Origin of the sequence: Tessaracoccus antarcticus, assembly GCF_003688855.1 — a bacterium.
Lineage (GTDB): Bacteria > Actinomycetota > Actinomycetes > Propionibacteriales > Propionibacteriaceae > Arachnia > Arachnia antarctica.
The window spans coordinates 461,018-473,957 of the sequence record NZ_REFW01000001.1; the positions used below are offsets into that span (position 1 = coordinate 461,018).

Genomic DNA, 12,940 nt, shown 5'->3' on the forward strand with positions numbered 1-12,940 from the left:
AAGGCCCCGACGCTGCACGACGTGACACGTTGGCGCGCGGGCGTCACCGGCCGCATGCAAGACATTCCCGCGAGCACTCAGTCGGACCAAGCCTTGTATTCCAAGGAACTGGGGAGAGCGATTGACGATGTCATCGATCCCAGCCGCAGCGATGCAGGTCATGATGGCACCTGGAGCTACTTAACCCTCATGCTGTTTCCTGACCTCGTCGTCAAGCGTTGGGGTCCGAGCGCTGACGGGAAGCTCTCGGTGGACCGATGGATCGGTGCACAACTTGGCCGGGACCGGAACTATCTCAAGCTCAGTTGGCGAAACTGGGACATCTTGGGTGAAGTCATGGACGAGGCAGACCCGCCCTTGGGTGAAGACGAGTTCTTGTCGCTGTTGGAACGCACCGCGCTGGCCCGAAACCCTCGAATCATCAGGGTTGCGGCCAAGGAAGTCATCCGGCTGGACGCGGAACACGGCATGGGACGCAGTTTCTTCGCCCGTGAGTTGCTGAAGCGCGTCACGTTCCAGACGGGCCCGCTAGTGCTTGACCTTTTGGAAAATAATGAGCTTGCCGCGTTGGTCTCGGAGCAGGCCAAAGCCACAATCGCCGCCTTCACCAAGCCCCGCCGCTCGATGTTGAGTTGAACTGCTTACGTCACCCATGGGTTGGAACTCTCGTTAACGGTCTTTCCGGCAGTTTTCATTAGTAGGTTTCTACTGCTGGCCAGAGGTCGGCGAAGGTGATGGCGAAGGCGAAGGCGCTGAGAGCGGGCTTGCACCGCATCGTCCACCGGAGGCGTCCCTGACTGGATATCCGCGTCGCCGGGGTCCATTCTTAGAGTGTTCGGGGACAGGTGACGAAGGGTCCCAGTAGCTGTTGAGCGGGCCCGTAGCGGCGGTGGGGGCAACCCGAATTTGTAGAATGCTCCCGCCGTCCGCATAGGGCCCTGCAGAGATAAGAGTGGAGCGGATCACGGGTCTTAAGCCGTCACGCCGTCGAGTAGCTTTTGGCGATGAGTGGGTAGGTTCCGAAACCCGCGGGCGGTGCCCCATGTGTTCTAGCAGCCCATATATAGATTGAGAGGGACCATTGCTGGTACCGGGGCGTCGAAGTAGGCGAGGATGTCGTCGCGAGCCGGTTGAAGGTGCGGCCCAAGGTCCGAAGCTCTTTCAGCCCGTCGGGTAAGCCGGTCTCAAGGGTAGCCCTGAGGCGACTCGTAATGTTTTTGCCTTCGGAGAGGTTGTCGGCTTGGTAGGCGGAACGACGTATTGGTTCGGCGCTCTAAGGGACTTCGAACGCGGCATGATCGTCTACGCTGAACACGGCCACCAGACGGACCCACTGCTGCTTCTTGTTCAACTTGCCCTTGGTCCGGGCAGCCGTCAAATCCCAAGCAGCGGCTCACCAGAACGGCCACAACGACCCGAAGTTTTTGCTGGATTTGCTGCCGACGCTCATCGAGCGCCGGCCCGGAGCCCCTCCCCGCCGACCCTCGTCAGTTCCGTGAGCCGTGAACACTGTTTGAACTCAGCCCGCGGGGCGGATAAGTGGCTACACTGAACTCAACCCGCTGCTCGACGACAAATGGCACATCAGGCACGCAACTGGGATTAAAAGAACAAGTTTTATAGATCAGTCCATAGGATCAAAAACATGCGCATTTGCGACAACCACCCCGAGGGTCATCTCTTTGGTAAAAGCGGGCGTCACGCGCGCGTCGTCGTGTTAACCGTCACAGACACCGAGTTCCCAATTGCCAGGAAGGTGTTCGGACAGATTGGGGATCTCGTAGAAATCGAGGATCATAAGGCATACACCCCTCGCCAGTTCGCCGACTCTGAGACTTTACCGTTCGTCCTCGTAAGGACGACTGATCGGGGAAACCTTGCTATCAGCAATGACATTGCTGAATGGATGCGGCTCTTCAAACCACAAGCTTTCATCATCGTCGGTACTGCTGGAAGCATGTGGCGACCAGTAGACCCTGAGCGGATGGTTTGGAAGGGAGTTCCTCGCGGCGACGTGCTCGTGTCTGAATTTGTGCATTTCGGCGACTTTCGCAAGGATACAAATCGAGGCAAGTTTATGAGATATCACCGTATCGATCAGCCGTCAAGCTTCCTTCTAGGTGAGGCGCGCGGCGTGATTAATGATCCCGCTTCTTGGCATCGTTGCCTCGGCGAGAACTGGGCAGATGCAACCCGTAAGCCGAACGCGAAGGAGGAGGAGTTCCTCGTGGGGGAGCAAATTCAAGACGACCCATTAGATGCAACCCAGCAATACCTTATGCATACATTTGACCGCGCTGCTGCGACCGAAATGGAGTCGGCGGGTGTCGGCCAAGCCCTTCATTCATTCCGTAGGGACGCCGTGTACGCCCCTCTATACATCAGCGTACGGGGTGTGAGTGATCTGATTTGGGCTCGTGGGTCAGGCGGACCACTCGAGGGGGAAGCGGACCTCGAAAAAGCCCGCGTGTCTTACAGCAGCCAGCATGACGACGTGGATGGCCGCGCAGCAGCTTCCGACGACAAGACCGACGAGCGACAGGTCTGGAGCCCCCGCGCCGCGGAAGCAGCGTCCGCCTTTGCTCTCGCTCTAGTGCGGCGGCTAGTGCACCGATCCGTGAGACCGATGAGCGGGCACCCAGAGATCCCGTCTTTTGAAATATCAACTGTCAGTGGCGGGAGCTAGGTTCAAATTATGAAGAGAGCCAACCCCAGCGAATCAACGGCAGACGTCCCGTATAGGTACCAAATTCGAGTTGCGAACTCGTTCGAAGCAGTACTAGACAGGCGGTCAGTATACGGTCATGTGGAAGTGGACGGGCTCGCCGAGGGACTGCGCCGCTGGGCCTGTGTTCTGCTGCAGGCTCCGGGTGGAGCTGGAAAAACCTTTACAGCCAACCGAGTCCGTCAGTGCCTTGCAGCTGATCACGGCTTCTGGAGCGCCATGATTCCAGCGGTGACCTTGATCGATGCTACTGAACTCTCCACTTGGACTGCTGGCCAATGGGCCGAAGCTGATCCTAACGCGCAGGCTTCGTCTGTGGCTGCAGCTTGGGCTGGCGATCCAGGTCTGATCGTGATTGACGGCTTGAACGAGGTCGACCGCCTTACTGGCCAAGGCATACTCGAGGCAGTTGCTCCGGTAACAGCTATCGACTCACAGCTCTCATTCCTCATCACGGATCGACTCGTGCGCCGCACTAACGTGAGCACGTTCTGGAGGTATGCAACCCTAGGCCCGGTGCCGCCGGAGGTTGTTCGCGAAGTCACTGGCTCTCTTCCCACGACCGAGGCGATGAGCATCCCCTTCTACCTTCGACGCCACAGCCAAGGCGGGGTAGCTCATGAGATTCTCCGTGAATCAATCACGCGATTTGTAACTGGCGAGGATTTCGCTGCTCTCGCCGAGGTGTCATTTCGCTCCTATGAGGAGTACGGACGTCGGTCCCTAGACCGCGAAATGATTGTTGCCAGCGTCGGTCGGGGCGTGTGGCAAACCATGGTCGATGCGCGCTTTGTGGTCGAAGAGAAGCGTGCGGCACCTGTCCGCAGCGCAAACCGAACTACACAAGCAAACTTCCGATTCGAGCATCATCTCCTTCAGGATTTCTTAGCCGGACTACACCTCGCTACGCACAGGGAACTGTGGACCGACCACGGGTTCGATACCCTATCTCTCAAGGCATCGTCATTTGACGCCTTGGCGCTGTCGCTCACCCAAGTCCTCACAAAACCCGACGCTGAAGAACTCGTGGAGACTGTCTACAACTGGAATTTTTACGCTGCCGCTTACATGCTCCAAGAAGACCGCGCCGGCATTCGCCAGATCAGTGAGGCGGTGGGAGTCGCGCTCCTCGGTGCCTTGGCGGAGAAGCGGTTCGACGACGTTGTCCCGACCGTGGTACGAGTTGAAGACGCGTTGCGCGTGAACCAGTCATCGTTAGCAGCGGGCCTTCTCGAGGCACGGGACCGATCTGAGGTAGTCAGCGCCCTCCTCGATCACCTTCCGAACGATCAACCCGATTGGTTCCAAACATGGCTGGAACAGTTCAGCAGGCCCGATGAGGCGATCGCTCAGAACTCTGACGTTGAAGCGCTTCGGTTGCCCTCGCCAATGGTCGGATGGGGCGCTTCTAACGCGCTACGCCGGTTTGGCCTTAGTCAACAGATTGGCGCCGAAATCCGCCGTCTGCTCTCACACCCTAACGACACCGTCCGTTGGCGCGCCGCGCATGCATTAGGTCCCCATGCGAGTCGTGAGAACTTCGAAGCATTAAGCGAAGCACTTGCAGCAGAACCGGACGAGTCTTGGGTAGCGTACGGTGCACTTCGCGCTATATTCGAGCAGATCCGTAAGATGCCAGGGAGGGAACGTCCTGGCCTACTTAGAACGCTGACAGATCAGATCGCTGGCCGAATAGGCGAACCGGGCCCACTCCGTGCCGAAACGATGCGCTGCGTCGAAGTGGCCCCGTTGCCTGAACACTGGCATCAGGACATCGAACCTCTCCTCACCCTCCTTTGGGAAACGGCTGACGATAGCGGCGCCGAAGATCTGGCAGCCCTCGCAGGCAGACTGCGTCAACGAAAACGAGGACCCTCAAATGTCGACTGAGGCAGCCGATGCCACTCCCCCATTCAGCGGCGCTCTAATAGAGCGCCTGTCTAGGGCTGCATGGGCTGTACGCGCAAATGCCCGTATTCTTGGGGCAACCCCAGTAGGTTGCGCAGCGTCAACGGAGGTTGGTGAGATCTTCACCGGTTGCAACGTCGAACATCGGTTCCGGTCACACGACATCCACGCCGAGACCAACGCGCTCTCGACCCTAGTAAGCGCCGGCGGCACACGGTGCTCACAAATCTTGGTCGTCGCGGAACGCGATAGTTTCACCCCCTGTGGTGCATGCCTGGATTGGATCTTCGAAATAGGTGGCTACTCTTGCCAAGTTGGGTTTCAACCGGCACCGGGCGTGGCTCCCGTCTGGTACACGGCTGGCGAGTTAATGCCGCACTACCCGCATTAGGCCGATGCTGCCCGGACCTAGTTTGACCCTCGGGCCTCACGTCCGCTGAGCCTCGATCCGCCGAGGCTTTTGGGCGTGTTCAACGGGCGAATGGGTCTGCTGCACGATCAGATGACAGTGTGAGCTGCCCCACCTCTTGGGTTCCAGATTCCATGGCGAAGTGGTGGCCTTTTCCGAAAGGCTGTCCCATATGCCCCGTCCATATCCTCCGGAGTTTCGTGCTCGAGCGATCGCTTTGGTCCGAGCCAGTAAGCAGGCCAAGCAGACCGCGTTCGAGCTTGGCATCCACCCCGTCACACACTGTCGAAGTGGCTGCGCCAGGATGACGTCGACAAAGGTCTTCGTCCCGGTGTTGCCTCCAGCGAGTCAGCTGAGCTGAGATCCGCGCAGCGTCGGATTCGTGGACTCGAAGCGGAGCTCCTGATCGTCCGGCAGGCGGCGAAGTTCCTTGACGAGGATCGTCCTGACCCAAAAGGCTCTACCCGGTGATCGATCGACTCGTCGACGCCGGGGTTCCCGTTGACCGTTGCTGTCGCGTGCTCGGGGTTGCGCGGCAGAACTACTACAAACTGAAACGCACCCCAACTTCGGCGACTCAGCTGCGCAGGCTATGGCTCACCGGACTCATCCGCGAAGTCCACATCGCCTCCCGCGGGACGTATGGGTATCGACGCGTCCATGCGGAGTTGACGATGGCAATGGGGGTCACCGTGGCCTCGCGGACCGTGTCGACCCTGATGACCCTTGCAGGTCTGGCGGGGCTTCCCGGGCCGTCCCACCCTTATCGAGCAGCATAAAGAACGCTTCCTTCTGCTGCTCCGTGTACTTCTTCTCAGCCATCGCGACACCTTCCTGCAGGTGTTGCGACGACTGCTGGAATCTAAGCGAGAGAAGGATGGCTCTACTGCGCCGCCGTCCTCGACGCCTTCAGCAGACGTATCGTCGGATGGTCGGTCGACTCCATACAAGACGCCACCCTGGTCGTCGACGCACTCGACATGGCCATCAGCAACCGCCAACCCGCCCCATGCGGAATCGTCCACGCCGACCACGAAACCCAATTCACCTCATGGGTCTTCGGAGAAAAGATTCGAGCCCCAGGACTACTTCCCTCATTCGGATCCATCGGCGACGGACTCGACAACGCAATGATGGAATCGTTCTGGTCCTCGATGCAGATCGAACTCCTGAACCGCCGCAAATGGAAGACCCGGGTCGAGCTTGCGAACGCGATCTTCGACTACATCGAGATCTTCCACAACCGGCAACTACCCCACTCCGCCCTGGGCCACCGTTCCCCAATCGAGTACGAGAGACTCAAAGAACAAGAACAAATTCCAGCTGCCAGTTAGCCACCCCGACTGGAACCCGACTGGTGGGGCAGCTCATCTATCCGTGGAGCACACCCCCACTCTAAGGGGCTCTACTGAAGTCTCGGAGTAGTCCTCATGCAATCTTCCTTCTAGGCATCAAAATGCCACACACCCACTGCACTGTCGGATTGGTCTGCGCTACCCCCGCCGGTCGGCGGGCCATATATGGGCATGGTCGCGTCGATGCACAAGCTGACGGCCGGGTCGGGGTACGACTACCTGACCCGGCAGGTCGCTGCCCAGGACACCACCGAGAAGGGCCACGCCACACTGGCGTCGTACTACTCCGAAAAGGGTGAGGTCCCCGGCGCATGGGTTGGAAGCGGACTGGCCGGGCTCGTGGACGTGGCCGTCGGGGATCCCGTGACAGCCGAGCAGATGAAGGCGCTGTTTGGCGGCGGGTTCCACCCAAACATGGCCGCACGACTCGCCGCACTCCCAGCGGATGCGTCGCCGGAGGAGATCAAGGACGCAATGCGATTGGGACGACCCTTCCCCGTGCACGCGGCCACGACCGCGTTCCACCAGGAGGTCGCGATTCGATGCAGCCATTGGCAGACGTTGCACCCGACTGTGACGGAGGTGCCAGTTGCTGTCAGGGCGGAGATCCGCAACAGCATCGCTCGGGAGAACTTCTCCAAGCGGCTCGGCAGGGCTCCGGGCGAGGTGGAGTTGTCGTCGGAGGTGGCACGACTCTCGCGAGACCCGTCGACGGCGTGCGCCGGGTACGACATGACGTTCACACCAGTGAAGTCAGTCTCGGCGCTGTGGGCGGTCGCACCTCCGGAGTTGGCGGCGCGAATCGAGCAGGCCCACAACGCGGCGGTGGTGGACGCTCTGCGGTTCCTGGAGCAGCGGGCACTGTACGCCCGTGAAGGTGCGGGCGGAGTCAGGCAGGTCGACGTCACCGGCCTAGTGGCCGCAGCGTTCGTGCACCGGGACTCCCGGGCCGGGGATCCGAACCTTCACACGCATGTGGCGATCGCGAACAAGGTGCAAACCCTCGGAGGGAAGTGGCTGTCCATCGATGGCCGGCTGATCTTCAAGTCGAAGGTGGCGATCTCGGAGACCTACAACACCCAACTCGAGGCTCACCTCGCCGGTCTGGGCATCCGGTTCGCTCCGCGCCTTGGGGGCGACCCGAGCAAGCGTGACGTGAGGGAAGTCGTTGGAATCCCGACAGCGTTGAACGAGCGATGGTCCTCGAGACGAGCAGCGATCGTGGCCCGGCAAGCAGAGCTGGCGTCCGTGTTCCAGCACAACCACCACCGGCCACCGACGCCTGTGGAGGCGCTGAAGCTGGCGCAACAGGCAACGTTGGAGACCCGGGATGCCAAGCACGGACCCCGCACCGTCGCTGAGCAACGACAGACCTGGTGGGCTGAAGCCCGTGAGGTGCTGGGCGAAAGGGGCATCACGGACATCGTTGCGGCGGCGACCTCGCAGAGCCGCCCGTCGGTGACGCAAGTGACAGAGGAGTGGATCGACGCGACCGCGGCTCACTGCGTCTCGGCGGTGGAGGTGTCGAGGGCCACGTGGCAGATCTGGCACTTACGAGCGGAGGCTTCCCGCCGTGCCAGGCAACACACTCTGGATCCGGCCCGCATCGAGGCCCTCACCGAGGAACTGCTGCGCCGCGCGCTACGGATCTGCCAACCGATCGGTGACGCAGGCGCCGACGGGGTCGAGGAGCCGGCCATGTTGCGCCGCCGGGACGGGTCGTCGGTGTATTCGCTGGCAGGGTCCCAGCTGTACACGTCGAAGCGGATCGTCGAGGCCGAACAGTGGATCGTTGAGCAGGCTGGCCGGAGCGACGGACGTGCTGTCGACGAGGTGGATGTGTCGTTGGCTCTGCTCGCCTCCGCCGCGAACGGGGTCACCCTGAACGCCGGCCAGACCAACCTGGTGCGCCAGATGGCCACGAGTGGGTCGAGGGTCCAGTTGGCGTTGGCGGCCGCCGGCTCGGGCAAGACCACAGCACTGCGTGTGCTGGCCAAAGCGTGGCGCGAAGGCGGGGGTGACGTACTCGGCCTGGCACCGTCGGCGGTGGCGGCCAGCATCCTCGCTGATCAGGTGGGCCATGCCACCACTGTGGCGAAGTTGCTGTGGGACATCGAGCACGACAGGCCGACCACGGACAGCCGGACTGGAACACAAACCTTGGTGATCATCGACGAGGCCGGCATGGCCGACACCATCTCCCTCGCCCAGGTCATCGGCCACGTGGTGGGGCGTGGCGGGTCGGTGCGACTAATCGGTGATGACCAGCAACTCGCAGCGATCAGCGCGGGCGGTGTCCTGCGGGACATCGCCCACACCCACGGCGCCGTCGCGCTCACCGAGCTGATGCGATTCACCGACCCCGCCGAGGCAGCCGCATCCCTTGCCCTGAGAGAGGGCCGGACCGAAGCGCTCGGCTTCTATCTCGACGTTGACCGCATCCATCCGGGTAGCCACGAGTCCATCACCGAGGCCGCATTCCAAGCCTGGGCCAAGGACCTGGCTGAGGGTCGCGACAGCCTGATGCTCGCTGGTACAAGGGAGGTTGTCGCTGAACTCAACCGCCGTGCCCGCGACCACCGGCTCACCACGTCATCGCCGCCACCGCGAGCCGCGGTGTCGTTGGGTGACGGAAACCACGCCTCGGCAGGCGACGTGATCATCACCAGAATGAACGACCGCCGACTACCTGTCTCGGCGACCAACTGGGTCAAGAACGGCGACCGCTGGACCGTCCAGGAAGTCACCGACAAGGGGGCTCTCGTGGCCAGGCACCGCAGCTCCGGCCTCAGGGTGGTGCTTCCTCCGGGCTATGTCGCCGAGCATGTCCATCTGGGCTACGCAGTCACCGTTCACTCCGCCCAAGGGATCACCGTCGACGTCACCCATGGCGTGCTTACTGGGTCAGAGTCCAGGCAGCAGCTGTACGTGATGATGACCCGCGGTCGCGACGCCAACCACGTCTACGTCCCAGTTGTCGGCGACGGTGACGAACACACCGTCCTTCACCCGACCACACTGCGCCCCGAGACCGCCGTCGACGTCTTGGAGACCATCCTTTTCCGGGATGGCAGCGCCCGTTCAGCGACGACCGAAGTCCGCGAGGCGACAGCGCCGGCGACCATGCTCACCGACGCCAGCGCCCGCTACCTCGATACCCTCCACGTCGCCGCTGAAAGCACCCTTAACCCGGATGTCCTCCGGGCGTTGGACCGTGGGGCCGACGGGGTCGTCACGGGATTGACCGGCTGCCCGGCATGGCCGACGCTGCGTGCGGCCCTGATCCTCAATGCCTTGGACGGCAAGAACCCGCTCGACGAACTACGGGCGGCGAGTGCCACTCACGAACTTGACTCTGCGCACGACCCGGCAGCCGTGCTGACCTGGCGTCTCCCCCGCCGTTCAGCGCCCGGCCCGCTCCCGTGGCTACCGCCGATTCCTGACACTCTCGCCAACCACTCCGGCTGGAATCCGTACCTCGCCGACCGCGCCGGTCTGGTCGCACGATGCGCGCAGGAGCTGCGACTGGAAGCGCAAGCTCTCGATAGGCCAGCGTGGGCGTTGCCGGGACAACAACTGAACCCGGTACTCATCAGCGACATTGAAGTCTGGCGGGCAGCTGTCGGGGTCGACCCGTCCGACAGACGCCCCACCGGCCCGGTCCAGCTCGGCGACGCAGCCCGGACCTGGCAGAAGTACCTCGACACTCGACTTCGGTCGGACGTCAGCCGGGCATGGGCCGACATGCTCGCAGATATCCACCCCAGAATCCACGACGACCCCTTCGCGGTCGCCCTCACCCACCACGTCGCCAACCTGCACTCCAGCGGCGTATCCGTCGCTGAGTTGCTGGCAAGGGCGACAGACGACGGCCCCCTCCCAGCCGAGCACGCCGCTGCCGCACTGTGGTGGCGGCTGTCGCGACAGCTCGACCAGAGCGATCACACCGGATCAGTAGCGTCGACACCTACCGAGGTCGCGGCATTGGTCGGAGCAACCAAGAACATCGACCATGACTCTGCTGCCAACGGCGAACAAGCACCACGACTCCCACTCGACCTCATCCCGGCGGGCGACGGCCCGAAGGAATCCGAGGGCAATCGCGAAACCCCAAAGTGGCGAGAACAACGCAGGGACTTCGAGCCGAATGGGCCACCTGTTTCCTCCTGGAAGGAAGACTTTGGCCGAGCCCGCGAACTACACCGTCGCGCTGAACACTCCCGTCGACCACCGCCAGTCGGACCAAACCGGTAAGGCCACTGTCTTCCAACCCCTCTCGTGGTTCTCGAGTGGATGAGAAGGTCGACTACGAACCGTCTTTGTGATTGAAACCGTATACAAGTAATTTTTCGTGTATACGCTTTCTCTCAGGAGCGAAAGATGGCAACCATAAGACCCAAATTTCGAGATGCAGCCTACTTTGAACAAATGGGCTTCTATTCTGAATAGACACTCGAGGGCGTGTCGAGCACTCGATACCGCGCATTTGTGCATCGGGCGCTAGTCGACAGTGCAAGCGAAGCGTCTGCGGGTCGGGCTGCCAAGATGTGGTGCTGCTGCTTCGACGGCTGGCGAGCCCATGTGGGAGATTGCCGACCGACTTCCAGTTCCTCGAACCTCACCTGGGCGAAGAATCCCGGCGCCCCAGGCGCAGCAGTATGGGCGGCCGTGATGGCACGTGCCAGTGCCGGGCGGGTGGCATCGTCCAACTGCCCACGCGACGTACTGACGGTGTAGGTCGGCATGGCAGAACCGTACTCCGCCTGCCGTTTCCCATCGGACCCCATTCCACGACGAGTAGCCCAACTTCGTCGTGGGGGTAGGTGTCCCACACAAGGGGGAAGGCGGCATTCGCGAGGGGCTCCGGGCCGTGATTTGCAGTCTCGGAAGGCCTATCCGGAAACTTTCGGGGGTAGGTTTCTTTCCCCTTGTCAACACGCATTTCACTACTGGGGGTAGGTCCGTCGGAGTGGGTTGGGGGTAGGTTTTGGAGGAGGTGCAGCAGCGACAGTGTGGTCAACCGAGACGACTCACGAAAGGCGCCCCACATGGCCAGCACCCGAACGTCAACCAGAACGCATCCACGCTACGCAACGTTGCCCGAAGCCGTCGAGTACTGCAGAAGCTCTCGACGCTCACTGGAGCGCCGCATGGCTGAGGGCAAGCTCACCCGCTACAAGAACGGCTTCCGCGTACTCGTCGACTTGAACGAGATTGACGCGCTCCTGAGCGGAGACAGGCATCAACGCCCGTAACGGCAGCCGTGTCCTTCGGTATCGCGCTGCCCTTTCGACACTTGCATGTTCGAAGCACTGAGCACACCGCGGACCAAATCCCCGCGCGCTGAGTGCTACGGACCAACGGCAAGCGGGTCTGCTGCCCGGATAGGTGACATTGTCACCAGATCGCGCAGCACACCCATTGATGGCGGCGTGCTGGGTTTCCGCCGCGTCCAATCAAGACAGTGTTGTCGCCTTCTGAGCGACGACGAAGGTGCGTAGGAAGGGGAAGACTGTGCCGTAGGAACGGACCGGGTACGCCTGGCGCAGGAGGGCGGCATACTCATCGCTGAACTCGTCGGCCTCGTCCCTATTCAGCGTGTGTAGCACGGGTCGAAGTCCGGTACCTCGGACCCACTCCAGGACCGGGTCTGCACCCGATAGGACGTGTAGATACTGCGTCTGCCAGACATTGGTGTGCAGGCCCTGTGCGGTCAGTAAGTCAAGATAGGTGTCTGGTTCGGCCACGGCCTGTGCATCGCGAAGCACCCCGTGCAGCTGATCACGCCAACGGGGTGAAGCAGCGAGTTCGCGCATCAATTTGTGCGAAGGAGCGTCGAAGTTCGCCGGCACCTGTATGGCGATCCAGCCCCCGTCGTTGAGTTCCTCGGCCCATCGGCTCAGTAGTTCGGTGTGTTGCGGCACCCACTGCAACGCAGCATTGCTGATCAGGACGTCGACGCCGATTGCGTTGACGTCCTGCGCGGCCCGGACTTGGAAGCTGGCGCTCTTGTGGACGGGTGCGCGTCCGATCATTTCGGCCGAAGAATCCACACCCAGCAGCTTCGCCATCGGCCATCGCTGCGCCAACGAGATGGTGAGCTCACCCGACCCGCAGCCGATATCAACAACCGTCCCTGGTGACACTGCGCCAATCTGCGCGACCAGGTCGAAGAAGGGGCGGCTTCGGTGGTCGGAGTAGCGGGCGTACTGCGTGGGGTCCCAGCGCATCATGTCCAATCTCTTGAGATCAAGATACTTTATCTCAGCCCGGGTCCACCGCGTGACGCACCGAAGTCGCTGCGTCTCGTATCTCTACGAAATCGAGGCGTCTCACCCAGCCCACGTCGACGGATCGGCGAGGCCGTGTTACATCCCATGGGTTACGAGGCGTCTCACCGGTCGGCGGTGATCGAAAGCAGAAAATCTGCTCGGATCTGTCTCGCGACCGAGGGGTTCTGAGACAGATCGGTCGCGAGACATATGCGGTGCTCGTTCCGTGTCGAGCTTTCACGCGCTGGAAGGACCCGGCGCGGTTAGCCAT

Annotated in this window: 7 protein-coding genes and 2 pseudogenes; 7 read left to right on the forward strand and 2 right to left on the reverse strand. The window is 61.7% G+C overall.

Annotated elements, in window-relative coordinates; translation table 11 throughout:
• The first annotated feature begins 21 nt into the window (after nt 1-21).
• From EAX62_RS02000 to mobF, 7 genes and pseudogenes are all read left to right on the forward strand, one after another.
• Nucleotides 22-636 (forward strand): hypothetical protein, encoded by a 615-nt coding sequence (locus EAX62_RS02000; protein ID WP_147453976.1) that lies wholly within the window; start codon nt 22-24, stop codon nt 634-636.
• 1,009 nt (nt 637-1,645) lie between these two features.
• On the forward strand, nt 1,646-2,686 hold the full coding sequence (locus EAX62_RS16520; protein ID WP_147453977.1) for a nucleoside phosphorylase-I family protein: 1,041 nt from the start codon (nt 1,646-1,648) through the stop codon (nt 2,684-2,686).
• Nucleotides 2,687-2,695: 9 nt separating this feature from the next.
• Nucleotides 2,696-4,615 carry a HEAT repeat domain-containing protein gene (locus tag EAX62_RS02005; protein ID WP_147453978.1) on the forward strand — a complete coding sequence of 640 codons (1,920 nt, stop codon included), beginning with the start codon at nt 2,696-2,698 and terminating at the stop codon, nt 4,613-4,615.
• The gene (locus EAX62_RS17435) at nt 4,605-5,024 is read left to right on the forward strand and encodes a cytidine deaminase family protein (RefSeq protein WP_121899998.1); all 420 of its coding nucleotides are present in this window, start codon (nt 4,605-4,607) and stop codon (nt 5,022-5,024) included. The genes EAX62_RS02005 and EAX62_RS17435 overlap by 11 nt, the downstream gene beginning before the upstream one ends.
• 190 nt (nt 5,025-5,214) lie before the next feature.
• Nucleotides 5,215-5,804 (forward strand): annotated as a pseudogene (locus EAX62_RS17440) (transposase); the annotation flags it as partial.
• A 107-nt stretch (nt 5,805-5,911) separates the two neighbouring features.
• Nucleotides 5,912-6,376: pseudogene (locus EAX62_RS17445) on the forward strand (transposase); the annotation flags it as partial.
• 204 nt (nt 6,377-6,580) lie between these two features.
• The gene (gene mobF, locus EAX62_RS02020; protein ID WP_158600466.1) at nt 6,581-10,651 is read left to right on the forward strand and encodes a MobF family relaxase; all 4,071 of its coding nucleotides are present in this window, start codon (nt 6,581-6,583) and stop codon (nt 10,649-10,651) included.
• A gap of 182 nt (nt 10,652-10,833) precedes the next feature.
• Here mobF and EAX62_RS17450 read toward each other — a convergent pair whose 3' ends face one another.
• Together EAX62_RS17450 and EAX62_RS02030 are read right to left on the reverse strand one after the other, a co-directional pair.
• Nucleotides 10,834-11,184: a tautomerase family protein gene (locus EAX62_RS17450; protein WP_407703296.1), complete on the reverse strand. Its 351-nt coding sequence runs from the start codon at nt 11,182-11,184 to the stop codon at nt 10,834-10,836.
• Between the two features lie 669 nt (nt 11,185-11,853).
• Entirely contained in the window at nt 11,854-12,630 is a 777-nt protein-coding gene (locus EAX62_RS02030; protein ID WP_199711063.1) for a methyltransferase domain-containing protein, read from the reverse strand.
• Nucleotides 12,631-12,940: the final 310 nt, after the last annotated feature.